Origin of the sequence: Cognatazoarcus halotolerans (assembly GCF_009800965.1) — a bacterium.
Classification (GTDB): Bacteria; Pseudomonadota; Gammaproteobacteria; order Burkholderiales; family Rhodocyclaceae; genus Cognatazoarcus; species Cognatazoarcus halotolerans.
In genome coordinates this window covers 54,043-79,678 of sequence record NZ_WUAF01000012.1, presented here as the reverse complement: position 1 = coordinate 79,678, position 25,636 = coordinate 54,043, and the positions used below count along the sequence as shown (strand labels likewise).

The 25,636-nt window shown below is 59.9% G+C and carries 25 protein-coding genes; all 25 read left to right on the top strand.

What is annotated here, in order from left to right; translation table 11 throughout:
- Positions 1-9 precede the first annotated feature (9 nt).
- The 25 genes from fdxA (at position 10) to purF (ending at position 25,633) form a co-directional block, all read left to right on the top strand.
- Positions 10-333, top strand: a complete 324-nt coding sequence (fdxA, locus tag GQB03_RS15640; protein ID WP_159691585.1) for a ferredoxin FdxA — start codon at positions 10-12, stop codon at positions 331-333.
- Positions 334-571: 238 nt separating this feature from the next.
- Entirely contained in the window at positions 572-1,021 is a 450-nt protein-coding gene (locus tag GQB03_RS15635) for a CBS domain-containing protein (RefSeq protein ID WP_159691410.1), read from the top strand.
- 161 nt (positions 1,022-1,182) lie between these two features.
- Positions 1,183-2,859 (top strand): long-chain-fatty-acid--CoA ligase, encoded by a 1,677-nt coding sequence (locus tag GQB03_RS15630; protein WP_159691407.1) that lies wholly within the window; start codon positions 1,183-1,185, stop codon positions 2,857-2,859.
- A 296-nt stretch (positions 2,860-3,155) separates the two neighbouring features.
- Positions 3,156-4,823 (top strand): acetolactate synthase large subunit, encoded by a 1,668-nt coding sequence (gene ilvB, locus GQB03_RS15625; protein WP_159691404.1) that lies wholly within the window; start codon positions 3,156-3,158, stop codon positions 4,821-4,823.
- 5 nt (positions 4,824-4,828) lie between these two features.
- A complete protein-coding gene (ilvN, locus tag GQB03_RS15620; protein ID WP_159691401.1) occupies positions 4,829-5,140 on the top strand; it encodes an acetolactate synthase small subunit in 312 nt (103 codons plus the stop codon).
- A gap of 105 nt (positions 5,141-5,245) precedes the next feature.
- Complete coding sequence (aroC, locus tag GQB03_RS15615; RefSeq protein ID WP_159691398.1) at positions 5,246-6,379, top strand: chorismate synthase; 1,134 nt, start codon at positions 5,246-5,248, stop codon at positions 6,377-6,379.
- A 116-nt stretch (positions 6,380-6,495) separates the two neighbouring features.
- Positions 6,496-6,735: a YdcH family protein gene (locus tag GQB03_RS15610; protein ID WP_159691395.1), complete on the top strand. Its 240-nt coding sequence runs from the start codon at positions 6,496-6,498 to the stop codon at positions 6,733-6,735.
- A 115-nt stretch (positions 6,736-6,850) separates the two neighbouring features.
- Positions 6,851-8,014, top strand: coding sequence for an MFS transporter (locus GQB03_RS15605; protein ID WP_159691392.1), 1,164 nt, complete (start codon positions 6,851-6,853; stop codon positions 8,012-8,014).
- A complete protein-coding gene (locus GQB03_RS15600; protein WP_159691389.1) occupies positions 8,011-8,838 on the top strand; it encodes a M48 family metallopeptidase in 828 nt (275 codons plus the stop codon). The genes GQB03_RS15605 and GQB03_RS15600 overlap by 4 nt, the downstream gene beginning before the upstream one ends.
- Before the next feature lie 81 nt (positions 8,839-8,919).
- Complete coding sequence (gene leuC / locus GQB03_RS15595; protein WP_159691386.1) at positions 8,920-10,350, top strand: 3-isopropylmalate dehydratase large subunit; 1,431 nt, start codon at positions 8,920-8,922, stop codon at positions 10,348-10,350.
- Positions 10,347-10,469: an entericidin A/B family lipoprotein gene (locus GQB03_RS15590; RefSeq protein WP_159691383.1), complete on the top strand. Its 123-nt coding sequence runs from the start codon at positions 10,347-10,349 to the stop codon at positions 10,467-10,469. Before leuC ends, GQB03_RS15590 begins: the two co-directional genes overlap by 4 nt.
- On the top strand, positions 10,469-11,107 hold the full coding sequence (leuD, locus tag GQB03_RS15585; protein ID WP_159691380.1) for a 3-isopropylmalate dehydratase small subunit: 639 nt from the start codon (positions 10,469-10,471) through the stop codon (positions 11,105-11,107). Before GQB03_RS15590 ends, leuD begins: the two co-directional genes overlap by 1 nt.
- 71 nt (positions 11,108-11,178) lie before the next feature.
- Positions 11,179-12,240 (top strand): 3-isopropylmalate dehydrogenase, encoded by a 1,062-nt coding sequence (leuB, locus tag GQB03_RS15580; RefSeq protein WP_159691377.1) that lies wholly within the window; start codon positions 11,179-11,181, stop codon positions 12,238-12,240.
- Positions 12,241-12,277: 37 nt separating this feature from the next.
- Positions 12,278-13,390 carry an aspartate-semialdehyde dehydrogenase gene (gene asd / locus GQB03_RS15575; RefSeq protein WP_159691374.1) on the top strand — a complete coding sequence of 371 codons (1,113 nt, stop codon included), beginning with the start codon at positions 12,278-12,280 and terminating at the stop codon, positions 13,388-13,390.
- Between the two features lie 269 nt (positions 13,391-13,659).
- On the top strand, positions 13,660-16,635 hold the full coding sequence (locus GQB03_RS15570; RefSeq protein ID WP_159691371.1) for a FimV/HubP family polar landmark protein: 2,976 nt from the start codon (positions 13,660-13,662) through the stop codon (positions 16,633-16,635).
- Positions 16,636-17,262, top strand: coding sequence for a CbiQ family ECF transporter T component (locus tag GQB03_RS15565; protein WP_159691368.1), 627 nt, complete (start codon positions 16,636-16,638; stop codon positions 17,260-17,262).
- Positions 17,259-18,056, top strand: coding sequence for a tRNA pseudouridine(38-40) synthase TruA (truA, locus tag GQB03_RS15560; RefSeq protein ID WP_159691583.1), 798 nt, complete (start codon positions 17,259-17,261; stop codon positions 18,054-18,056). Before GQB03_RS15565 ends, truA begins: the two co-directional genes overlap by 4 nt.
- 5 nt (positions 18,057-18,061) lie before the next feature.
- Entirely contained in the window at positions 18,062-18,685 is a 624-nt protein-coding gene (locus GQB03_RS15555; RefSeq protein ID WP_159691581.1) for a phosphoribosylanthranilate isomerase, read from the top strand.
- Positions 18,672-19,883: a tryptophan synthase subunit beta gene (gene trpB / locus GQB03_RS15550; protein WP_159691365.1), complete on the top strand. Its 1,212-nt coding sequence runs from the start codon at positions 18,672-18,674 to the stop codon at positions 19,881-19,883. Before GQB03_RS15555 ends, trpB begins: the two co-directional genes overlap by 14 nt.
- Positions 19,884-19,934: 51 nt before the next feature.
- Entirely contained in the window at positions 19,935-20,750 is an 816-nt protein-coding gene (gene trpA, locus GQB03_RS15545) for a tryptophan synthase subunit alpha (RefSeq protein ID WP_159691362.1), read from the top strand.
- On the top strand, positions 20,747-21,613 hold the full coding sequence (accD, locus tag GQB03_RS15540; protein ID WP_159691359.1) for an acetyl-CoA carboxylase, carboxyltransferase subunit beta: 867 nt from the start codon (positions 20,747-20,749) through the stop codon (positions 21,611-21,613). Before trpA ends, accD begins: the two co-directional genes overlap by 4 nt.
- 8 nt (positions 21,614-21,621) lie before the next feature.
- Positions 21,622-22,899 (top strand): bifunctional tetrahydrofolate synthase/dihydrofolate synthase, encoded by a 1,278-nt coding sequence (folC, locus tag GQB03_RS15535; RefSeq protein ID WP_159691356.1) that lies wholly within the window; start codon positions 21,622-21,624, stop codon positions 22,897-22,899.
- Positions 22,900-22,910: 11 nt separating this feature from the next.
- Positions 22,911-23,591 (top strand): SPOR domain-containing protein, encoded by a 681-nt coding sequence (locus GQB03_RS15530; RefSeq protein WP_159691353.1) that lies wholly within the window; start codon positions 22,911-22,913, stop codon positions 23,589-23,591.
- Positions 23,592-23,600: 9 nt separating this feature from the next.
- Positions 23,601-24,089: a CvpA family protein gene (locus GQB03_RS15525; protein ID WP_159691350.1), complete on the top strand. Its 489-nt coding sequence runs from the start codon at positions 23,601-23,603 to the stop codon at positions 24,087-24,089.
- Positions 24,090-24,100: 11 nt separating this feature from the next.
- Positions 24,101-25,633, top strand: a complete 1,533-nt coding sequence (purF, locus tag GQB03_RS15520; RefSeq protein ID WP_159691347.1) for an amidophosphoribosyltransferase — start codon at positions 24,101-24,103, stop codon at positions 25,631-25,633.
- Positions 25,634-25,636: the final 3 nt, after the last annotated feature.

Genomic DNA, 25,636 nt, shown 5'->3' with positions numbered 1-25,636 from the left:
CAAAGGCAAATGACCTATGTGGTAACCGAGTCCTGCATCAAGTGCAAATATACCGATTGTGTGGACGTCTGTCCGGTGGATTGCTTCCGCGAGGGGCCGAATTTTCTGGTCATCGATCCGGACGAATGCATCGATTGCACGCTCTGCGTGGCGGAGTGTCCGGCGGAAGCGATCTTCGCCGAGGATGATGTGCCGGATGATCAGCAGGCTTTCATTGCGCTCAACGCTGAGCTCGCAAAAAACTGGAAACCGATCATCGAACGAAAGGATCCGCTCCCGGACGCAGATGACTGGCTCAAGGCCAAGGGCAAGCTTAAGCATCTCGAGCGCTGAGGTGAGGGCGGGAAGGGAGGCGCGCCGGAAGGCTGATCCGCTTCCTGCGTCTGCGGCAGCCTGCATGAAGTTCGGGTTGGCGGTGCCATGCGTTCGGCATGATAGATGGGGCGCGGTTTGTGCGGCACGGCGTGGACATGGTTTGGTCTAACGGCTTTGCCGGGGCGCATTGATGCACTAACATCCAGCGGTAGCGCGCCGTTGCGCGGATCGCAAAATATAACAAGAGAGGTTGCAGATGCTGGTCAGTGAGATTCTCGCCATCAAGGGCAAGGTGCTTTACACCATTGCACCGAGCAAGCCGCTTGGCGAGGCGGTTTCAATCATGGCCGAGCAGGATGTCGGCTCGCTGGTGGTGTTCGAGCACGGTCGGATGGCAGGGATTCTGACCTTCCGCGAAGTGCTCAAGCGTGTTCATGAGGCCGGACGTGACTGGCTCGACATGACAGTGGCGCAGGCAATGATCAGCAGCCCGATGGTGGCTGCGCCGGAAATGGAAATGGATGAGCTTCGCAAGCTCATGGTCGACCATCACCAGCGTTACCTGCCGGTGATGGACGAAGGCACACTGCTTGGCGTGGTCTCCTTTCACGATGTCGCCAAAGCTGTACTCGAAGAGCAGAGTTTCGAGAACCGGATGTTGAAGAACTATATTCGCAACTGGCCCGCTGAGTCCGACGAGGCCTGATTGCGCTCATTCCATCGACGTAGCAGGGGGTACGTCGATGTTCCCGTCACCCGCGCGCGCAGACGCGGGAGCGGTAACCGGATACTGCTGTCCAGCTGCCTCGGGAGGGCAGGGTCGAATGAATTGCCGGCCTCGGAATCCAACGACTGGAAGGAGACGTAATGGACAAAATTTGGCTCAAGAGCTATCCCCCTGGTGTACCTGCCGAGATCGATCTGGAGGAATTCGGGTCGATCGGTGATCTCTTTGAAAAGAGTTGCCGGAAGTTCGGAAATCGCAGTGCGTTCCTCAACATGGGGAAAGCTCTGTCCTTTGCCGAACTCGATCTGCTCTCGGCACGGTTCGGCGCCTACCTTCAACACGTGCTGAAACTGGAGCGCGGCGCGCGTGTCGCGCTGATGATGCCCAACGTGCTGCAGTATCCCGTGGCCATGTTCGGCGCACTACGCGCCGGCTACACCGTGGTCAATTGCAATCCGCTATATACGGCTCGCGAACTCGAGCATCAGCTTAAGGATTCTGGCGCGGAAGCGATCGTAATCGTCGAAAATTTCGCCCATACGCTTCAGGAGGCATTGCCGCACACCGAGATCAGGCAGGTGCTTGTGACCGGGTTGGGAGATCAACTGGGCTTCCCGAAGAGCATGCTGGTGAATCTCGTCGTCCGGCATGTCAAGAAGATGGTGCCGCCGTGGTCCTTGCCAGGCCATGTCCGTTTTTCGGACGCACTGTCTCAAGGCGGGGAGCATCAACTTCTTGCGGTAGATACGGCGCACGACGATATTGCCTTTCTCCAATACACTGGAGGAACGACGGGCGTCGCAAAGGGTGCCATGCTGACGCATGGCAATATCATTGCCAACCTGCAGCAGGCCCATGCATGGATCAAGCCTTTTCTACACGAAGGTGAAGAGGTGATCATCACTGCGCTACCGCTCTACCATATTTTTTCGCTCACCGCGAATTGCCTTACCTTTTTCAAGATCGGCGCCGCCAACGTATTGATTACCAACCCGCGCGATATTCCCGGATTCGTGAAGGAATTGGGAAAACATCGCTTCACGGCCATTACCGGTGTGAATACCCTGTTCAATGCGCTTTTGCACAACCCGGATTTCGCAAAACTGGATTTTTCTTGCCTGCGCATCTCGTTGGGGGGCGGGATGGCGGTTCAGCAGGCCGTTGCGGAAAAATGGGCGGAGGTTACCGGCAAGGCGCTGGTTGAAGCCTACGGATTGACCGAAACCTCACCGGCCGTATGCATCAATCCGCTAGACCTGCCTGCTTTCAATCATTCGATTGGCTTGCCGATATCCTCGACCGACGTCGTTGTGCGGGACGATGAAGGCAATGATCTGCCGGTAGGCCAGTCCGGTGAGCTCTGTGTGCGCGGTCCTCAGGTCATGAAGGGGTATTGGAACAGACCCGACGAGACGGCCCGCGTGATAACGCGTGACGGCTTTCTCAAGACCGGTGATGTTGCTGTGATGGATGACGCGGGATTCCTGAGGATTGTGGATCGCAAGAAAGACATGATCCTGATCTCTGGCTTCAATGTCTATCCGAATGAGGTGGAAGATGTGGTGGTCAGCCACCCTGGCGTGATCGAGGCGGCCGTGATCGGTGTCCCCGATGAGCGCAGCGGGGAAGCGGTAAAGGCATTTGTTGTGCGAAAGGACCCGGGCCTTACCAAGGAGGCGCTCGTTGCTTATTGCCGCGAGAATCTGACAGCCTACAAGGTGCCGCACCTGATTGAGTTTCGCGACGAGTTGCCCAAGACGAATGTCGGCAAGATCCTGCGTAGGGCCTTGCGCGACGGCACGGCGGGCTCCTCTTGAAGAAATTCATGAATGTGGGGCATCGTCTCTTGAAATGACGCTCGTGATGTGGTTTCATCCCACCACTCCAGATCCAACTTTTGTCCGCATCGTTCGATGAACCCGGTTTCCTTCGACATTCGCTCTGTAGTAGCTGTCGTAGTACGCGTAGTAAGCGTAGGGAAACGCGCGTCGTGACGGGATAAAAGGCAAACTAGGAAAATACAGCTTACCAACCCCGCCGGCGCGCAGCCGGCGGGGTTTTTCGTTTTGGCCGCCGGATTGAACGCCAGAGCCAACATGAAGGAGTTTCAGCAATGTCTCAGATGACCGGTGCGCAATTGATTGTCCGCCTGCTCGAACGACAGGGGGTGCGCACCATAGCGGGTGTACCCGGCGGTGCCATACTGCCACTCTACGATGCGCTGTCAGGCAGCGAGTTGATCCACCACGTCCTTGCTCGTCACGAGCAAGGTGCTGGCTTCATCGCGCAGGGTATGTCGCGTATCTCGGGCCGGCCGGAAGTGTGCTTTGCATCGTCCGGCCCGGGCGCCACCAACTTGGTGACAGCGATCGCGGATGCCAAGCTTGACTCGATTCCCATGGTCGCAATCACGGGGCAGGTGCCCTTGTCGATGATCGGGACCGATGCGTTCCAGGAAGTCGACATCTACGGGATGTCGATCCCGATCACAAAGCACAATTTCCTGGTTCGTCACGTTTCCGAATTGCCAACGGTCATTCCGGAAGCCTTCCGCATAGCCATGTCCGGCCGGCCAGGGCCGGTGCTGGTGGATATCCCGAAGGATGTCCAGACCGCAGTGATCGATGTGGAAGACCTGCCCGAGCCTGCCCGGCCTGCTGCCGCAGCCGTCATCGATCTCGGCGCGGTGGAGATCGCCGCGAAGATGATCAACGAAGCGGAGCAGCCCGTACTTTATCTCGGTGGTGGGGTCGTTCACTCGGGGGCCGCCCATCAAGCGGTTACGCTCGCCGAGCAGGGGGGACTGCCGACGACCATGACCTTGATGGCGCTTGGCGCGATGCCCACGGATCATCCGCTCAGCATCGGCATGCTTGGCATGCATGGTGCACGCTATACCAATTTCGTACTGCAGGAGGCCGATCTGCTGATCTGCGTCGGCGCGCGCTTCGATGACCGCGCGATTGGCAAGACCGCCGAGTTCTGTCCGAAGGCAAAGATCATTCATATCGATATCGATCCGTCGGAGCTGCATAAGATCAAGACGGCCCATGTCGCGATCGCTGGCGACGTTGCGACGGTTCTCGATGCACTGCTGCCGCGGGTCAAGGTGATGCTGCGTAAGCGTTGGCTTTCCCATGTGGAAGGACTCAGGTCACGGTTTCCGCTGCAGATGCCGGACCGCGAAAATCCCCGAAGCCACTATGGTCTGATCCATGCAGTGGCCGAGGCACTTGATGATGACGCCGTGATCACCACCGATGTGGGGCAGCACCAGATGTGGGTCGCTCAGGCGTACCCGTTCCGGCGGTCGAGGCAGTGGCTGACCTCGGGCGGGCTTGGCACGATGGGTTTTGGCATGCCGGTTGCGATCGGTGCGGCACTCGCCGATCGCGAGCGCACCGTGGTGTGCTTCTCGGGCGATGGCAGCCTGCAGATGAACATCCAGGAGCTTGGCACGCTGGCCGACGAGAATCTGAATGTGAAGATCGTGCTGATGAACAACAACTCACTCGGGCTTGTGTATCAGCAGCAAAAGCTTTTCTACGGAAAGCGCACCTATGCCTCGAAATATGCGCGCCACACTGATTTCATCAGGATTGCGGAAGGGTTCGGGATCCCCGCCATGGATCTGGATGCCCATGAAGATCCGCGTGCCGCGCTTGCCGAGGCCCTCAATGCGCCGGGACCGTGCCTGATTCATGCCTCGATCGATCGCGAGGAGTTTGTTTATCCGATGGTTGCACCGGGTGCAGCCAATACCGAAATGATCGGAGGCTGAAGGACATGGAACACGTAGCAGAACCTCTGCAACAGGCAGGTTTCTCGAAAGTTATCCTCGAGCTCGAGGTCAACAACCACGCCGGGGTGATGTCCCACATCTGCGGGCTGTTTGCGAGGCGGGCCTTCAACATGGAAGGTATCCTGTGCATGCCGATCGGTGACAGCGGTCGCAGCCGCATCTGGTTGCTTGTCTTCGAGGATCAGCGTCTCGAGCAAATGATCCGGCAACTCGAAAAGCTTGTTGATGTAGTCGCGGTGGCGCGCCACGGTGCGGACCACGCGGTTTTCGAACGCCTCGAAGAGTTCTTCCGCTAGACGCGGTGGTCCACTATGGAGTCGCCTCGATCGGGTGGGACCGATTGGGGCGGGCTCCCGCTTTTGATAGACTGGCTGGCTATCTCTCGACCCACGGATTTCAGCATGTCCGGCAACTCCATCGGAAAACTCTTCTGCGTATCATCTTTCGGCGAATCGCACGGACCGGCTATCGGTTGCGTGGTTGATGGCTGTCCCCCGGGACTGGAGATCACCGAGGCCGATATCCAGTCGGAGCTGGATCGGCGCAAACCCGGAACGTCACGTCATGTGACCCAGCGCCGCGAGCCCGACACGGTGGAAATACTGTCGGGTGTCTTTGAAGGTCGGACCACGGGGGCGCCAATCGGCCTTTTGATTCGCAACCAGGATCAGCGCTCCAAGGATTACGGCAATATCGCCGAAACATTCCGGCCAGGCCACGCAGACTACCCTTATTGGCAAAAATATGGCATTCGTGACTATCGCGGAGGCGGGCGCTCGTCGGCACGTGAAACGGCGGTACGGGTAGCGGCAGGCGCGATAGCCCGCAAATGGTTGCGCGAACGCTACGGCGTGATGATCCGTGGCTACATGGCTCAACTCGGGCCGATCGAGATTCCATTCGAGTCGTGGTGCGAGATCGACAACAATGCTTTCTTTGCGCCGAACAGCGCGATCGTCCCCGAACTTGAGAAATATATGGATGATCTGCGCAGATCCGGGGATTCGGTGGGAGCGCGGATAAATGTCGTCGCCAGTGGTGTTCCCGTTGGCTGGGGTGAGCCGGTCTACGATCGGCTTGATGCGGATATCGCCTACGCGATGATGAACATCAACGCAGTCAAGGGGGTGGAGATCGGGGCGGGGTTTGCAAGCGTGGCTCAACTCGGCACTGAGCACGGTGACGAAATGGTGCCGGAGGGATTCTTATCGAACAATGCCGGTGGCGTATTGGGGGGTATCTCGACCGGGCAGGATGTCCTCGTGAGCATGGCAATCAAGCCGACCTCGAGCATCCGTCTCGATCGCCGTTCGATCGACAAGACGGGAAACCCTGTTATCGTCAATACACACGGCCGGCATGACCCGTGTGTCGGCATTCGGGCAACGCCGATCGCCGAGGCCATGTTGGCGATCGTGTTGATCGACCATGCGCTTCGACACAGGGCCCAGAATTCGGACGTTCAATGCGAGACGCCGCGTATAGCGGGGCTCGCTCCCAACGGTGTGCAGAACGTTCCGTCGCCCCGCGGTTGAGCGTCCGGCCCGGTTGATCCTCGTCAACGGAAGAATGCCGAGGCGGGGGTAGGGTTGAATCGGGATGCGGAGCGAGGTTCGCGCCGCGGGGACAAATATCGAAAAGGAGGAGGCCAATGGTTCTTGAGCCACACGATCTGCATCACGAGTTTCCGGAATATGGCGAGGCCATTCACAGTCTCAAGGTGTCGAACGCGCACTTTGCGCGACTTTTCGACGAATACCATGAAGTCAACAGACACGTTCAGCGGGTTGAAACCTTGGCCGAGCTCGCTACCGATGTTGAGCTTGAGGCGCTCAAGAAGCAGCGCCTCAAGCTCAAGGACGACCTCTACGGAATCCTGAAAGGCCAGTAGTCCGCCTGACTGCCGCTTCCGATAGATTGTCGGGCGTCCGTCCGGGCGCCCGATTCGTTTGCGACGCCCCGACGATGGGCCTGCGGGTCAAGCTTCCGGGCTAGAATGCCGGCCCATGTTTCCGTACTGGCGCCTGTCGGCATACTATTTTTTCTATTTTGCGTTTGTAGGCGCGTTCTCTCCGTACTTTACGCTCTACCTGCAGGCACTGGATTTTTCTGCCACCGAAATTGCGGTGCTGATGTCCTTGATGCAGGTGATGCGTATTGCCGCGCCCGTGGTCTGGGGCTGGCTATCGGATCGCTCCGGTCGCCGTGTCGCGATCATCCGGTTATCCGGGCTCGCAAGTCTCGCCGGCTTTGCGGTGTTCTTCTTTACGACCCGTTTCGAGGGCATCTTCATCGCGATGGCCTTGATGGCATTTTTCTGGAGTGCCGCGCTGCCGCTTTTTGAGGGCCTGACCTTCAATCACCTGGGAGACCGAGCCCGTGCTTATGGACGGGTTCGCTCCTGGGGTTCGGTCGGATTCGTCGTGGCAGTGCTGGCAATCGGGTATCTGCTCGATCGTCTGCCAATCGACACCCTGCTCTGGATGACTGCGCTGGTGTTGTCGGGGATCGTGGTGTGTGCGTTCTTTCTGCCTGAGGCCGTACGGCCGGTGGTTTACGTCGAGGGCGTCGGTCTTGGAGTCGTGTTGCGCCGTCGCGAAGTGCGTGCCCTTTTGGGTGCATGCTTTCTGATGTCGGCCGCCCATGGTGCGCTCTATGTCTTCTATTCGATCTATCTGGTAGAGAACGGGTACAGCAAGTCTCTGGTCGGATGGATGTGGACCTTGGGCGTGATTGCCGAAATTGGTGTTTTCATCCTGATGCCGCGGCTGCTGGGTGCGTTTTCGATCCGCGCAATCCTTGTGTTTGCGTTCGCCAGCGCCGTCTTGCGCTTCGCGCTGATTGGCTGGGGCGTCGATTCGGTGGTGGTACTGGTCTTCGCGCAGCTGTTGCACGGTGCGACCTTCGGCGCCTATCACGGGGCGGCCATCGCTGCTGTCCATGCGTGGTTTCCGGGACGTCTTCAGGCGAGGGGGCAGGCTCTGTACGGCAGTATTTCCTTTGGCGCCGGGGGGATGGTGGGCGGACTGATCAGCGGTTTGGTCTGGGATTCGATCGGAGCCGCGTGGACTTACACTGTTGGGTCGGTTTTTGCCGCGGCCGGACTGATCTGGATCGTCCTCGGCTGGCATTCCGGTGAGCAGACGAATGAAAGAGGAGCTGGTGCATGAATATCGTAAGACGACGCATTGTCACGACCCTCGTTGCGTTATCGGCCGGACTCGGCGCCGGTTGTCAAAGCATTCAAACCACACAGGCAGGCGCAGTTGGTGTTTCCCGCGAGCAGACGATGCTCGTTTCCTCGCAGGAAATCGAGGCTGCGTCGGCGAAGCAGTATCAGCAGGTGATTGCGGAAGCTGCTGCCAAGCGGGCCCTTAACCGGGATCCGGGGCAAGTGAGGCGCGTGCGTGCCATCGCCGCTCGCCTTACGCCGCAGACCGGCGTGTTCCGGGCCGATGCATTGCGCTGGAACTGGGAAGTCAATGTCATCGAGTCCAATGAGCTGAATGCCTGGTGTATGGCCGGCGGAAAAATTGCCTTCTATTCAGGCCTGATCGAGCGTCTCAATCTCAGCGACGACGAGATCGCTGCCGTCATGGGGCACGAGATCGCACATGCGCTGCGCGAGCATGCCCGTGAGCGCGTCTCGCGCTCGATGGCAACGGGGCTCGGGGTGTCCATTGCAGGTGCCTTGCTGGGTGTCGGTCAGGTCGGCAATGACCTGATGGGGCAGGTTGCCAAGGTCACCTTCGAACTTCCGAACTCGCGCTTGCACGAGACCGAGGCGGATCGGATCGGCGTAGAGCTTGCAGCGCGAGCCGGGTACGACCCGAGGGCGGCCGTTGGCCTGTGGCAGAAGATGGAGCAGGTGGGAGGCGGGCAGCCGCCACAGTGGCTTTCAACTCACCCCTCACACGATACGCGGCAGCAGGATCTCGCGCGGTATGCGGCGAAGGTGATGCCGCTGTATCTGGCTGCGCGCGCCAGACGCTGAATTCCTGCCGCCTGGGCGCAGCTATTCTTCCTTGCCGCCCTGTGAAATAATCGTCGATTATCTAAATTTCGGAAGTTCTGGATGCAAGCGCAGACGCTTTACGAAAAACTCTGGTCGAGCCACGTGGTGCACCAGGAGTCCGATGGCACCGCGTTGATCTATATCGACCGGCATCTGGTGCATGAAGTCACCAGTCCTCAGGCCTTCGAAGGGCTGAAACTGGCGGGCCGCGCGCCGTGGAGGGTGTCGTCGATTGTTGCCACTGCCGATCACAACACGCCCACCGATCATTGGGATCAAGGTATTCAGGACCCTGTGTCGAGGCAACAGGTTGAGACACTGGATGCAAACATCCGGACGGTCGGGGCCTTGGCCTACTTTCCGTTCAAGGATCAGCGCCAGGGGATCGTGCACGTGATCGGCCCCGAGAACGGCGCGACGCTACCGGGCATGACCGTGGTCTGTGGTGACTCCCATACGTCGACACACGGTGCTTTTGCATGCCTGGCGCATGGCATTGGAACTTCCGAAGTCGAACATGTGCTCGCGACCCAGTGCCTGTTGCAGAAGAAATCCAAGACCATGCTGGTAAAGGTCGAGGGCGAGCTTGCGGAGGGTGTAACCGCAAAGGACGTCGTGCTGGCGGTCATCGGGCGGATCGGTACCGCTGGGGGTACCGGCTATGCGATCGAGTTCGGTGGCAGCACGATTCGCGGGCTCTCGATGGAAGGCCGGATGACGATCTGCAACATGGCGATCGAGGCAGGCGCGAGAGCGGGAATGGTTGCGGTCGACGATGTCACGATCGAGTACCTGCGCGGTCGTCCCTACGCGCCCAAGGATGCGCACTGGGAACAGGCCGTGACTTATTGGCGGACATTGATCTCGGATGAAGGTGCGCGCTTCGACAAGGTGATCGAGATCGATGCGGCAGGCCTGCTGCCTCAGGTGACTTGGGGTACGTCGCCGGAAATGGTGACCGACATCCTCGGACGGGTGCCGAATCCTGCGAGCGTGCAGGATCCGGTCCGGCGCGAGGGCATGGAGCGTGCGCTCAGCTACATGGGGCTGGTTGCGGATACGCCGCTCAATGAGGTCGAGATCGATCAGGTGTTCATCGGTTCCTGCACCAATTCGCGTATCGAGGATCTGCGCGAAGCGGCCGCTGTCGCACGGGGGCGCCGAAAGTCCGATCGCGTGAAGCGCGTGCTCGTGGTGCCTGGTTCGGGTCTGGTCAAGCGACAGGCCGAAGCGGAAGGGTTGCACGAGATCTTCGTCGCAGCCGGTTTCGAATGGCGAGAGCCGGGTTGCTCCATGTGCCTGGCAATGAATGCGGACCGCCTTCTGCCCGGGGAGCGCTGTGCCTCGACTTCGAACCGCAATTTCGAGGGTCGACAGGGTAATGGCGGTCGAACGCACCTGGTGAGTCCCGCAATGGCGGCGGCCGCAGCCGTGACCGGGCATTTCGTCGACGTGCGTACGTTCGAGCGGCTGGCAGAGGACGGGGCATGAAGCTTGTTCTCGGGATTCTGATCGTGGCAGTTTCAGGCCTTGCCGGGTGCAATACGGTGCAGGGCATCGGCAAGGATATCGAAAAGGGTGGTGAGGCCATCCAGAAGGCGGTGAAGTAATGAAAGCATTCACAATTCTCGAGGGCTTGGTGGCGCCGCTCGATCGCGCCAACGTCGACACCGACGCGATCATCCCGAAGCAGTTCCTGAAGTCGATCAAGCGCAGCGGGTTCGGCCCCAATCTTTTCGACGAGTGGCGCTATCGGGATCACGGCGAGCCCGGGATGGACAATGCCAGCAGACCATTGAATCCGGATTTCGTCCTGAATGCTGAACGTTATCGCGGGGCGCAGATTTTGCTGACCCGGCAAAACTTTGGTTGCGGCAGTTCACGCGAACATGCGCCGTGGGCGCTAGAGGATTACGGCTTTCGTGCGTTGATCGGCCCTTCCTTTGCCGACATCTTTTTCAACAACTGCTTCAAGAACGGACTGCTGCCAATCGTTCTTCCTGAAGCAGTCGTTGACGGTTTGTTCAGTCAATGTCTGGCGAATGAAGGCTTTCGTCTCAAGATCGATCTTCGGGAACAAACCGTCAGTGCCACGGACGGTTCAGTGCTGTCCTTCGAAGTCGATGCCTTTCGCAAGGAATGCTTGCTGAACGGCTGGGACGATATTGGACTCACGTTGCGCCATGCCGAGAAAATCAGGGCATTCGAAGCGCAACGCAAAGTGGAACACCCCTATTTTTTCGCCTGAACGGGCGCCAATCATCCTGAAGCCTCGGATATACGCGGGGACTGCCGGATGAGTAGACAAGTGAGACAGGAATGAAGATTTGTGTATTGCCCGGTGACGGCATCGGCCCCGAGATCATGGTGCAGGCCGTGCGCGTGCTCGATTTGCTGCGCGGAGAAGGATTGGCGATCGAAATCGAAGAGGCCTTGATTGGCGGTGCGGCGGTTGACGCCACTGGAGGGCCGCTGCCGCAATCAACGCTGGCGCTCGCAAAGGCGGCAGACGCGGTGCTCCTCGGTGCGGTCGGTGGTCCCAAGTGGGATGTGCTGGCCCGCGAACTGCGGCCGGAGCGTGGCTTGCTCGGTATTCGCAAGGAACTCGAGTTGTTTGCCAACTTGCGCCCGGCAATTCTTTATCCCGAGTTGGCAAACGCCTCTAGCCTCAAGCCGGAAATTGTCAGCGGTCTGGACATCATGATCGTCCGGGAGCTTACCGGTGACATCTATTTCGGACAGCCTCGTGGCATCGAGGAGCGCGACGGCGAGCGGGTCGGATTCAATACCATGCTGTACAGCGAGTCGGAAGTCAGGCGGATCGGCCATGTGGCGTTTCAGATCGCACGCAAGCGGAACCACCGTCTCTGTTCGGTCGACAAGATGAATGTCCTGGAAACGACCCAGCTGTGGCGCGACGTCATGATCGAGATTTCGGCCGAATATCCGGATGTCGAGTTGAGCCACATGCTGGTCGACAATGCCGCGATGCAGCTGGTCCGCAACCCCAAACAGTTCGATGTGATGGTGACGGGCAACATGTTCGGCGATATTCTTTCCGACGAAGCGTCAATGTTGACCGGTTCTATCGGCATGCTCCCGTCCGCTTCGCTAGACTGCAACAACAAGGGTATGTACGAACCCAGTCATGGCTCTGCCCCCGATATTGCCGGCAAGGGTTTGGCGAACCCGCTTGCCACCATTCTCTCGGTGGCAATGATGCTGCGGTATAGCTTCGGCCTTGAAGAAGCGGCAGTACGGATCGAGCGGGCGGTCAAGGGCGTGCTTGCGGCCGGAATGCGTACCGGGGACATCTACGAGCCGGGAACGCGCAAGATCGGAACGGCGGAGATGGGGGACGCGGTATTGGCCGCGATGTGATCGCAGGCGGGATCAATAAACTTGGATGGGTGGAGAGATGAAGCGAGTAGGTCTGGTTGGCTGGCGTGGCATGGTTGGATCCGTGCTGATGCAGCGGATGCGCGAAGAGGGCGATTTTTCCCATATCGAGCCCGTATTCTTTACGACCTCGAACGTTGGAGGTGCCGCCCCTGATTTCGGCAAGGCAGCGCCTGCTCTCCTGGATGCTCGCAGCATCGAGGCGCTCAAGGCAATGGATATCGTCATTACCTGTCAGGGGGGCGATTACACCAACGAGATCTATCCGCAATTGCGCGCAGCCGGCTGGGCCGGCCACTGGATCGACGCGGCTTCGGCCCTGCGCATGAAAGACGATGCGGTGATCATTCTCGATCCGGTAAACATGGGCGTCATCAAGTCTGCGCTCGGCAATGGTGCCCGCGACTGGATTGGTGGTAATTGCACAGTGTCGTTGATGTTGATGGCGCTGGGCGGTTTGTTCCAGAACGATCTGGTGGAATGGGCCAGTTCGATGACCTATCAGGCAGCGTCCGGTGCAGGTGCGCAGAACATGCGCGAACTCATCAATCAGATGGGAATGCTGCACCGCGTTTCGGCCGATCTGCTCAACGATCCCGCTTCAGCGATCCTCGATATCGATCGCCAGGTCGCGGCGACGATGAGGGCCGGGGATTTCCCGACCGACAATTTTGGGGTGCCGCTTGCCGGTTCGCTGATACCGTGGATCGACAAGGATCTTGGCAATGGTCAGAGCCGCGAGGAGTGGAAGGGGCACGCCGAAACGAACAAGATCCTCGGGCGCGGGGCCAGCCCGGTTCCGATCGATGGATTGTGTGTTCGCATCGGCGCGATGCGCTGCCATAGCCAGGCGCTGACAATTAAGCTAAAGAAAAACGTTCCGCTTGACGAAATAACAGGCATGCTGGGCACCGCGAACGATTGGGTCAAGGTCGTTCCGAACCAGCGCGAGGTCACGATGAAGGAATTGACCCCTGCAACTGTGACCGGCACCCTGTCGGTTCCGGTCGGGCGTTTGCGCAAGATGGCGATGGGTGACGAGTACCTTTCCGCCTTCACGGTGGGCGACCAGTTGCTTTGGGGGGCTGCCGAGCCGTTGCGCCGGATGCTCCGGATCTTGCTAGACGCCTGAACGACATTCAGGCGCGATGCGCGCCGGAAGATCAAGCGACGATGCGCCCGGTTCTTCACCGGGCGTTTTTTTGGCCGGAGCGAATGTCGTTGCCGCACCGCCCTGCGGCGGTGCCGGATTCGCTTCGGAGAAGTTGTATTGGAAGTGGCAATGCGGGCAAGGATCGCGTCATTGCTCACACGAGTTCTCAGCTTGCTACGCTAAGTTCATGATGTTATTTTCGATTATCTGAATCAATCCGGCATGAATACGCGGTTTTGAAGGCCACCATGAAAAAGTCGATCAAACTCTCGCTGGTCGCGGCTTCAATAGCCGCGATGCCCTACTTGAGCCACGCTGCCGGAATGGGGAGGCTGACTGTACTGAGTGCCTTGGGGCAACCCCTGAGGGCGGAAATCGTGGTCAACGCCACATCGGACGAACTGCAGAGTCTCGCAGCGACGGTTCCGGAGGCGAGTGAATTCAGGCAGGCGGGGGTGGCGATTTCGCCAGTTCTGTCGGACATCCGTGTCGCGATTGAACGGCGTGGTTCGGGGGCAGTGGTTCGGCTGTCGAGCGACAGGCCGATCAACGAGCCTTTTGTCGACATGATGGTCGAGCTCAATTGGGCGAATGGGCGGTTGATTCGGGAGTACACATTCCTGCTCGATCCCGCCCAGGCCTCACCTGGAAAGCCGGTCAGCGCTGTCGCCCAGCCGGCGATGAGGCAGGCCCCGCAGGTCGCACCGATTGCGAGGATGTCGGGGGGCTCGATCGGGGCCACGGCAAGGCCGGACAATTACCGTGTCAGGCGGGGCGATACGCTTAATCGCATCGCCCAGGAGACCCGTCCCGATGGCGTGTCGCTTGACCAGATGCTGGTTGCACTGTTCCGCGCTAACCCATCGGCTTTTGACGGAAACATGAACCGATTGCGGGCGGGGCGGATCCTCAGCGTGCCAGCCGAAGATGCGGTTCGTTCCATTGATCAGGTCCAGGCTCGCCGCGAAGTCGTCGCGCAGTCAGCGGATTTCGCCGATTATCGCAGGCGACTTGCCCAAGCGACCATGGATATGACGCCGGCGGCGAGTCCGGCCGATCAGCAAAGCAGCGGACGCATTGCGCCAAAGGTGAGTGAGGCTCCCAACGCAGTAACGGAGGCCAAGGATCAGGTCCGGGTTTCCAAGACGGAGATGAGTCAGACGCCCGAGGGGGGAAGTGGGGTATCGGCGGACAGCTCGAGATTGCAGGCGCTTGAAGAAGATCTCCTGGCTCGGGACAAGGCACTCAAGGAAGCCAACGCGCGACTCGCCGAATTGGAGAAGAACATTCTCCAGCTGCAGCAATTGATCGAACTCAAGAGCAAGGGCATGGCCGAGCTGCAAGCGGCGGCCGCGCCTGCGCAAAATGTGGCAGCGTCCGGATCCGGTCAGTCGGTGCCGCCTCCGGTCGCCGAGGGGACTGCTGGCCCCGTTGCGTCTGAGACCGTGCCGCCGGCGCAGCCCGCGCCTTCCGAAACCCCGGCTCCGGTTGCCGAGACCAAGCCGGCACCGTCTGTGCAGCCGCCTCCGCCGACGGAACCCCCTCCGCCGGAGCCCGGGTTCCTCGACGAGATTCTCTCGAATCCCTTGAATCTTGCTGCTGGTGGCGGTTTGCTCGCCCTTTTGCTTGGCTGGGGGTTCTACCGCAAGCGCAAGGCTGCCGAACCTGCGGGCTTGTCGCAGGGAGGCGTCGCGACCGAGCTGTCGATCGGCGGGGCTTCGGTGTTCGGCGCCAGCGGTGGGCAAAGCGTGGATACGGGCAGCAGCATCATACAAACCGATTTCAGCCAGTCGGGAATGACTTCGATCGACGCCGATGAGGGTGTCGATCCGGTTGCCGAGGCGGACGTCTATATGGCTTATGGACGAGATGCCCAGGCGGAAGAGATTCTTCTGGACGCGCTCAAGGCCGATCCCGCTCGTACGGCAGTTCACCTGAAGCTGCTCGAGATCTACGCGCAGAGAAAGAATCTGAAGCAATTCGAGCATACTGCCACCGAGTTGTATTCACAGACGCAGGGGCAGGGCGCGGATTGGCAGAAGGCTGCGGCCATGGGGCGCAAGCTCGACCCTGCAAATCCGCTTTACGGTGAAGACGGCGTCGAGGCCGATATCGCAGGTGGTTCGAAAGGAGCACTGGCGGGGGGGGGCGCCTCGGCAGTTACGGCAAGCGCGGCTGCCGCCGGTTTGGCCGGAAGTGCAGGGCTTGGCAACGAGGAGGCGCCCGCAAGCGCGCCCGAGGCTATCGAGTCGCTCGATTTCGTTGGTGCCGAGGTAGGCGGGAAGGGTTCGGTAACCGAAATGCCGACCAGCAACGCCGAGTTGAAGGACACTTGGGCCATGCCCGGCGATCTAAATCAGTTCGTCGATGGTGAATCCGCGGCCGCTGGCGTTGCTTCGCCGCAATCGCCCGGTGAGGGGCTGGCGCCGATGGAGGGTAGCGACATCGATTTCAATCTCGACCTCGGCGATGCACCCACCGAGGAGATTACTGATGTCGGAATTCCCGTCGGAGAGGACGATTCGGTTGGAATTTCCTCGGCGCTTGAGTTCGACCTCGACATTGCCGAAGACGCACCCGCGCATGCAGGTGTTTCTGACGCCAATGCGGAGAGCCACTTGGCCGAGACTTTGGTTGAGGGAGATCCTCTTGCTGAGGTGGAGGCCGAAGAGGCACGCTTGGGTGACTCCGTCGGGCTCGATTTCGACCTAGATGTTGCGGAAACGGATGCAAGCCAGACCGAACCGATGGACCTTGCCGCAACTGTGTCGGTGTCGCCGGTTGATGCCCTGGACAACGATGACGTGGCCATGGTTGATCTGGAGAAGAGCAACTTCGACGGCACCCTGCTTGACTTTGATTTCGAGCCCGAGTCGACTGGAACGCAGCCCACGACCGAAGCCACGATGCTAGATCTTTCTTCGATCGATCTCGATCTCGAGGCGCCCGAAAGTGGCGTGGAAGCGGAAGCTGACGAGGAGAGTGCTCCTCTGGCATTGCCCGAGATCGAAACACCGATGCCCGATATTGAAGGCGCGGATCAGCCGGATATCGATCTGCAGTCGGAAGGCGACGAGGAAGGTATCGCGACCAAGCTGGAGCTTGCCCGCGCCTATGAGGAGATGGGTGACAAAGATGGTGCGCGGGAGCTCTTGGAGGAAGTACTGAAGGAGGGCGGTGAAGCGCACCAGAGCCAGGCCCGTGCGATTCTCGAGCGTCTTTGAGTGCAGCTTTCGCGGGTCGGACACGACCCGGCCCGCGGTTTGAATCCCGCGATATGGCTTGCGTACTGGGCATTGGCTGTCGTCGGTGTCCAGCGTCTTTCAGGATTTGCATTGCTGCTTGCCCTGTGTCTTCTGTTCGGAGTCGCGCTCGGCAGCCCCGGAAATGCACTTGCAAAGCTCTTGAAACGTAGCCGTTTTCTTTTTATCGCGCTTTTCGTGCTTTTTGCCTTCTTTTCACCTGGAACCGCACTCCTTCGGGATCTTCCGTCGCTCTCACCGACGCTCGAAGGTCTTGAGCTTGCTGCGATTCATCTCGGTCGCCTGATGTGCGTGATCGCCTTGGTCGCCATTCTGCTTGCCCGAATGAAGCCGTCACGACTGGTTGGCGGCATGGTGACGCTGCTGGGACCATTGCGGATCGTCGGTCTGTCGCCGGAGCGGCTTGCCGTCAGGTTGTCGTTGGTTCTCGAACTTGCGCAAGTCCCCGCAGACGGCGGCTGGCGGGCATGGCTTCAACCCACGGGAGTGCTGCTGATGCCCTCTGTGCAATTGGATCAGAAGCCCTTGAGGGCCGGCGATCTGCTTTGGGTTGTACCGTTGTTTATTTTGTGTTGGTGGATACTTTGAGTCGAATCGCACTTTGCCTGGAGTATGACGGTTCGGTCTTCGAGGGTTGGCAGAGTCAGTCTCATGGTCGTACTGCCCAGGATCAGGTCGACCGGGCCATCTCCGCAATCGCAGGCCACACGGTAGTCACCTCCTGTGCGGGTCGTACCGATACCGGTGTGCATGCGACGGTTCAGGTGGTTCATTTCGATACTGATTCGCGGCGCCCGCTCAGCGCCTGGGTGCGTGGCGTAAACAGTAATCTTGGTCCTTCGGTCGCAGTACGCTCGGCTCACGCGGTCGATGATCGGTTCCATGCCCGTTTTTCCGCATATCGGCGGCATTACCGGTATTTCCTCTTGAACCGGCCGGTCCGCCCGGCCTTGCTTTCAGGGCGTGTGGGCTGGTTTCACACGCCACTGGATGTCGGTCGCATGGCTGATGCGGTGACGGCGCTTGTGGGGGATCACGATTTCTCAGCCTTTCGTGCGGCGCGTTGCCAGGGGCGCACGCCGATTCGCCGAATGCATCATGCTGCGGTCGAGCGATGTGGTGATTTCCTGGTCTTCGATTTCGCTGCAAACGGGTTTCTCCATCATATGGTGCGCAACCTTGTCGGTGCGCTCGTGTATATCGGGCGGGGCAGCAAGGAGCCCGGCTGGATGGCTGACTTGCTACAGCAGCGTGATCGCAGGGCTGCCGCACCGACTTTTCCGGCCGATGGTCTTTATCTGTGCGGGATCGAGTATCCACCGCATTGGCCCTTGCCGGACGATGGGCGTATCATCTGCCGGCCCCAAATACCGCTCGTCTAGATCATTTGACCCGAACCAGAATCAAGATTTGCGGCCTGACACGGCCGGAAGATGTACGTGCAGCCGTTGCATCCGGTACGGATGCGATCGGTCTTGTCTTCTATCCGCCCAGTCCGCGTGCAGTCAGCGCGGAGCAGGCACGTGCGCTTTGCACGATCGTTCCGCCGTTCGTAACGATCGTGGGGCTTTTCGTGAATCCGGAACCGGTATGGGTGCGTGAAGTGATGCGCACGGTTCCGCTTCAGCTACTCCAGTTCCATGGCGATGAGTGCGAGGAGGATTGCCTGCGTTATGGACTGCCTTACATCAAGGCGGCCAGAATGCGGCAAGACCTTGATCTGATAAACTACGCGGCTTGTTTCCCGAGTGCACGCGGTTTTCTGCTTGACGCATTTGTCGAAGGCTACGGGGGGGGGGGCAAGGTCTTCGACTGGGGACTGATTCCCCGCGGATTTGCACGACCCCTGATTCTTTCTGGCGGTCTCGATGCGGAGAATGTGGGCGACGCCATCCGTCGGGTTGCACCTGTGGCGGTCGACGTCTCAAGCGGGGTCGAGTGTGCCAAGGGAATCAAGGATGCAGGAAAGATTGCCCGCTTTGTTGCCGGAGTACGAGATGCAGATGGCTGATATACCCTACAACATGCCGGATCCGCGCGGTCACTTCGGGCCGTATGGCGGCATTTTTGTCTCCGAAACGCTGATTCCTGCGTTGGAAGAGCTTCGTACCGTATATGCGGAGTGCCTTTCCGACCCTGCCTTCAAGGCCGAATTCGAGTACGAACTCAAGCATTACGTGGGGCGACCGAGCCCAATCTATCACGCCCGCCGGATGTCCGACGAGTTCGGAGGCGCTCAGATCTACCTGAAGCGCGAAGATCTCAACCATACCGGTGCGCACAAGGTGAACAACTGCATTGGTCAGGCCCTGGTTGCGCGCAAAATGGGGAAGCGACGGGTCATTGCCGAGACGGGGGCGGGCCAGCATGGTGTGGCGACTGCAACGGTCGCTGCCCGCTACGGTATGGAGTGCGTGGTCTACATGGGCTCCGAGGACGTCAAACGTCAGGCCGCCAACGTCTACCGGATGAAGCTGCTCGGTGCAACGGTGGTTCCGGTGGAGTCGGGATCCCGGACGCTCAAGGACGCGTTGAACGAAGCAATGCGCGACTGGGTCACGAACGTCGGTGACACTTTCTATATCATCGGCACCGTCGCTGGACCCCATCCCTACCCGATGATGGTGCGCGATTTTCAGGCTGTGATCGGCAGGGAATGCCTGCAACAAATGCCCGAACTGGCGGGCCGGCAACCGGATTATGTCCTGGCCTGCGTTGGTGGCGGATCGAATGCGATTGGTATTTTTCACCCATATGTGGATTTTCCCGATGTGCGACTGGTGGGCGTAGAGGCGGCGGGTGACGGCATCGAAAGCGGTCGTCACGCGGCATCACTTTCCGCCGGTCGGCCGGGTGTCCTGCATGGCAATCGGACTTATCTGCTGCAGGACGAAGACGGGCAGATCATCGAAACCCACTCGATTTCAGCGGGCCTCGATTATCCCGGGGTCGGTCCCGAGCACGCGTGGCTCAAGGACAGCGGCCGTGCAGAGTATGTGGGTATCACCGATGCCGAAGCGCTCAAGGCCTTTCATGATCTTTGCCGACTCGAGGGCATCATTCCGGCTCTGGAGTCGTCACACGCGCTGGCTTACGCGGCCAAGCTCGCTCCGACCTTGTCCACCGACCGGATCATTCTGGTGAATCTCTCGGGCCGCGGGGACAAGGACATGCATACCGTTGCCGAGAAGTCCGGCATCCAGTTCTGATCAGGCGGGAAGGGCGGACCGGATCCTCTTTTCGCAATTGCGGCGACCTATATGTCCAGAATCAAAGCTACGTTTTCCCGTCTCGAGGCAGAAGGCCGAAAGGCATTGATCCCATTCATTACGGCGGGTGACCCCGACGCCGCAACGACCTTGCCGCTCATGAGGGCATTGGTCGCCGGCGGGTCGGACATCATCGAGCTTGGTGTTCCGTTCTCGGATCCGATGGCAGACGGTCCGACCATCCAGCGTGCCTCCGAACGGGCTCTGGCCGGCGGCATGAGCCTGCGCAAGGTGCTCGGGATCGTCACGGAGTTCCGTAAAGAAGATGCGGTGACGCCGATCGTCTTGATGGGCTACGCCAATCCGATCGAAGCGATGGGGCTGGAGCGATTTGTCGACAGTGCGGTACAGGCGGGTGTCGACGGCGTGCTGGTTGTCGACTACCCGCCCGAAGAGTGCGAAACCTTTGCCGCCACGTCGAAGGCCGCGGGGCTTGACCCGATCTTCCTGCTGGCACCTACATCGGAAGACGAACGCATCCGCGACGTCGGTGCGGCTGGCCGCGGCTATATTTACTACGTGTCCCTCAAGGGGGTGACTGGCTCTGTTGCGCTCGACTTTGAAGAGGTCTCCGCGCGAATCCCGAAAATCCGTGCGGCGGTGGGTATGCCGGTGGGGGTCGGTTTCGGTATTCGTGATGCCGAGTCCGCTCGCCGCATTGCGGCCGTTGCGGATGCGGTAGTCATCGGCAGCAGAATCATAGAAGAGATCGAACAGGCAGGTGCGGCCGAGGCACCCGCTCGGGTGCAGGCCTTTATCAGTGGCGTGCGCGAAGCGCTCGATGCCGAAAGGGAGAACGTGCAATGAGTTGGCTCAAGAAGCTTCTTCCGCCCAAGATCAAGCGAGAGGCCCCGTCGAAGAAATCCATCCCGGAGGGGCTGTGGAGCAAGTGCGTTTCTTGCGAGGCGGTGTTGTACCGTTCCGATCTCGACAGCAACCTCGGCGTCTGCCCGAAGTGCGGTCATCACCAGCGGATCAGGGCACGGGCACGCATGGACATGCTGCTCGATCCCGAGGGGCGTTTTGAGGTCGGAGCCGAGGTCGTGCCGGTCGATCCGCTCAAGTTCAAGGATTCTCGCCGCTATCCCGATCGCCTTTCGGCTGCGGCAGACGACACGAGCGAGGCGGATGCGATGGTCGTGATGCAGGGCGCGATCAAGACGCTGCCGGTGGTCATTGCATGTTTCGAGTTTGACTTCCTGGGGGGGTCGATGGGGTCTGTTGTCGGTGAGCGCTTCGTTCGCGGCGTGCGCCAGGCGCTCGAGCACAATTGCCCATTCATCTGTATTACTGCAACAGGTGGCGCACGGATGCAGGAAGGTCTGTTTTCGCTCATGCAGATGGCAAAGACCACGGCTGCGATCACGCGTCTCGGTCGACAGCGGCTCCCGTTCATCACGCTGCTGACCGATCCGACCATGGGCGGGGTGTCGGCGAGTTTCGCGTTCGTGGGAGACGTGGTGATTGCCGAGCCGGGTGCGCTGATCGGGTTTGCCGGGCCGCGGGTCATCGAGCAGACGGTGCGCGAGACGCTGCCGGAAGGCTTTCAGCGCTCCGAGTTCCTGCTGGAAAAGGGGGCGGTCGACATGATTGTTGACCGCCGTCAGTTGCGCGACAAGCTCGCGGATATCATCACCTTGCTGACGCGCCAGCCCGCTGCGAGCCTCTGAATCGACGCATGACACAGTTACCGGAAACGCTGGACGGGTGGCTAGCACTTCTCGAAGCCCGCCACGACCAGCAGATTCAGCTTGGCCTGGAACGTGTAGAGAAGGTCTTTCGAGAGAGTGGGCTCGATCTGTCGTGCCCGGTCTTCACCGTCGGGGGCACCAATGGCAAGGGGTCGGTTTGCGCGATGCTCGAAGCCATCCTGCTTGCAGCCGGGTATAGGGTCGGTCTCTATACTTCACCTCATCTCTTGCAATACAACGAGCGCGTGCGGGTAAACGGGCGCGAGGTCGATGACGCGGCCTTGGTGGAAGGCTTTGCACGCATAGAGAGGGCGAGGGCGGCAACACCACTGACATATTTCGAACACGGCACTCTGGCCGCGATGTCGGTGTTCGAGGGCAGCGAACTCGATGTGGTGATCCTCGAAGTGGGACTCGGCGGGCGTCTGGATGCGGTTAATGTGATTGATCCCGACTGCGCGATCGTGACCAGTGTCGCCATGGATCACATGGAATACCTGGGCACGAGTCGCGAAGCGATCGGTTTCGAAAAGGCGGGAATATTCCGCGCGGGACGGCCGGCGATCTGTGGTGATCCGATACCGCCCGAGAGTCTTGTCAATCGCGCGACGGAACTCGGCGCGGAGTTGCAGATATCGGGGCGGGATTTCGGCTTTTCGGGCGACCGGACGCAGTGGGCCTTCTGGGGGCGCAACGGACTGAAGCGCGGTGGACTGGCCTATCCTGCCCTGCGCGGCGCGAATCAACTCCTCAATGCTGCGGCGGTCATCGCCGCACTGGACGCCATCAAGGAACGCCTGCCCGTTCCGATGCAGGCCGTTCGACAAGGAATGATGCTGGTGGATCTGCCCGGGCGTTTCCAGATTCTGCCCGGAAGGCCCACCGTGGTACTCGACGTCGCACATAATCCTCAAGCGGCCGGTGTGCTCGCGGAAAACCTTTCAAACATGGGTTTCTATCCAGAAACCTGGGCCGTTTTCGGAATGCTTGCCGACAAGGACGTAGCCGGGGTTGTCCAACGCCTCGGTGGGCGCGTCGATCACTGGCTTGTCGCATCGCCGCCAGGACCCCGAGCCAAGCCGGCCGGTGAGCTCGCCGAAGTGGTTAGCTCGGTGTCCGGGTGCAGTGATGTCCGCGTTTGCGAGAGTGTTCGCGACGCCTATGAGCAGGCAGGAAAATCTGCGGCCGAGGGTGATAGAATCATTGCTTTCGGCTCATTCCTGACCGTAGCCGAGGTAATGAAGGCCTTGCGCAAGCAACGCTGAGAAAAGCCGCCATGGCCGACGACGACAAGCAGATTGAACTCCGCAAGCGAGCCCGTCGCCGGCTGGTCGGTGCGGTTGCGCTCGCACTTCTGGCGGCGATTGTTCTCCCGATGGTAATGGACGCAGAACCGCGTCCGGTGAATCGTGACATTCAGGTGCGGATTCCCGCGCAGGAAGGGGAGAATGCCGTGGCCAGGCCGATCGCCGAGCCGGTCAGGTCCGGGACGTCTTCCTCAGAGGCCGGAGGTGAGCCCGAGCGACCCGACGTGACCCCGCCACCGGTGGTGATTGCCTCGCCTCGTGAAGAGCCCGCAAAGCCTGAACCGGTCAAGCGGGATCCGGCCAAGGTGGAGGTCCCCGCTCGCGAACCCTCGCGGGCGCCTGAAAGCAAAGTCGATGACGCTGCACGGGCAGCAGCAATTCTTGCTGGAAAGCCGGTGCCGGTAACTACGCCTCCCGTTTCCGCCGCGGTAGCCGGTGGCTTTGTCGTGCAGCTGGGTGCCTATCGCGACCAGGCGAATGCAAACAGCCTGCGCGGCAAGCTCAAGGCGGAGGGATACCCCGGCTATACCGAGAAGGCCGGTGACAAAACCCGTGTCAGGGTTGGTCCCTATCCAAATCGCGAGGCGGCGGAAGCGGCGATGGCGAAGCTCAAGCGTTTGGGGCTCAATGGTGCGGTATTGCCGCTTTGACGAAACGCCATGACAGCATTCGACTACGGTTTGTTGTTTCTGCTTGTCGTGACCGCAGGCCTTGGGTTCTGGCGTGGGCTCGTGTCGGAAGTGTTGTCGTTGGTGGCGTGGGTGCTCGCCATCGTGCTCGGCCGCATCTATGCGCCTCAAGTGGCGACCTGGTTGACAACCGTCGACCATCCGCTTGGCCGCTACGCACTCGCGTTCCTGTTGATCTTCGTGCTCGTTCTGCTGCTCTCCGGCGTTTTGCGCTGGCTTCTGCGGGAGTTGCTCAAGGCTGTCGGACTGGGCGTGGTGGACCGCGTGCTCGGTGCATCGTTCGGATTTGTAAAGGGCTTGGCGATCGCATTGCTGATCGTTCTGGCCGGTGGCCTGCTGGGTGTTTCGCAGGCCAGTTGGTGGCGGCAGGCGACTTTTTCGCCCATGCTTGAAACGGCCGTTCTTGCAGCCCGACCATGGTTGCCGGAAACAGTGGCTAAACGGGTTCGATTTGATTAGGTGGTGTAGTCATGTGTGGCATTCTCGGGGTCGTTGCGAAGAGTCCCGTCAATCAGTTGCTCTATGATGGTCTGCAGGTCCTGCAGCACCGGGGACAGGATGCGGCAGGGATCGCAACCGCAGAAGGCGGCCGTTTTCACATGCACAAGGGTTCGGGTTTGGTGCGGGACGTTTTCCGGACGCGTAACATGCGGAATCTGCAGGGAAACTGGGGTCTCGCGCATGTCCGCTACCCGACGGCCGGATCGGCATACAACGCTGCCGAAGCCCAGCCTTTCTATGTAAATTCGCCCTTCGGCCTGATGCTCGCCCACAACGGAAACCTGACGAATGCCGAGGCGTTGAAGCGAGAGATGTTCCTGGCCGACCTGCGGCACATCAATACGAATTCCGATTCCGAAGTTTTGCTCAACGTGCTTGCGCACGAACTGCAGGAGGCGGCGGACCAGTATCGTCTGGACGAAGATGCCATCTTCCGTGCCGTGGCCGGTGTGCATCGTCGTTGTCGGGGGGCCTATGCTGCCGTGGTGATGATCGCGGGCTATGGTCTTCTGGCCTTTCGTGATCCGTACGGGATTCGCCCGCTTGTGATCGGCCGTAACGACGTGGCAGAGGGAACCGAGTGGATGGTGGCGTCAGAGAGCGTCGCGATCGACGTCCTCGGTTTCAGCTTTCTGCGTGACGTAGCACCTGGCGAGGCCGTGTTGATCGACACTGACGGCAACTTCCACAGTCGTCAGTGTGCCGAGCGCACGATGCAGGCGCCCTGCATGTTTGAATATGTCTACCTTGCTCGACCCGATTCGCTGATCGATGGCATTTCGGTTTACGACTCGCGAGTGAAGATGGGCGAATACCTCGCCAGCAAGTTCAAGCGGATGTTGCCCCATGTGTTGCCGGACGTGGTTATCCCGGTACCCGATTCAAGTCGTCCCGCAGCGATGGAAATGGCTCATCGTCTGGGGGTTCCGTATAGCGAAGGTTTCGTCAAGAATCGCTACATTGGTCGAACCTTCATCATGCCGGGTCAGGCGATCCGGCGGAAATCGGTACGACAGAAGCTCAATGCGATCAAGCAGGAGTTCCAGGGGAAGGTCGTGCTGATCGTCGATGACTCTATCGTGCGGGGTACCACGAGCCGGGAGATCGTGCTCATGGCGCGTGAGGCCGGAGCCAAGAAAGTCTATCTTGCGTCGGCTGCGCCGCCGGTGCGCCACGCCAATGTCTACGGGATCGACATGCCGACCAGCGAGGAGCTGATTGCGGCCGATCGTGACGAGGCCGAGATCAACCGGGTGATCGGTGCGGATGGCCTGATCTATCAGGATCTCGAAGACCTCAAGGCCGCGGTGAGGGCGCTCAATCCCGCGATCAATTTCTTCGAAACATCCTGCTTCGATGGCTGCTATGTGACCGGAGATATCACCCCTGAGTATCTTTCCGGGGTGGCAAGCAAGCGAGGGGAGCCCTCCACCGGACACGATGATGGTGATGATGGGCAGCTTGACCTTAATCTCGTCTCCGCCGGGCATCAGGAACACTGAGGT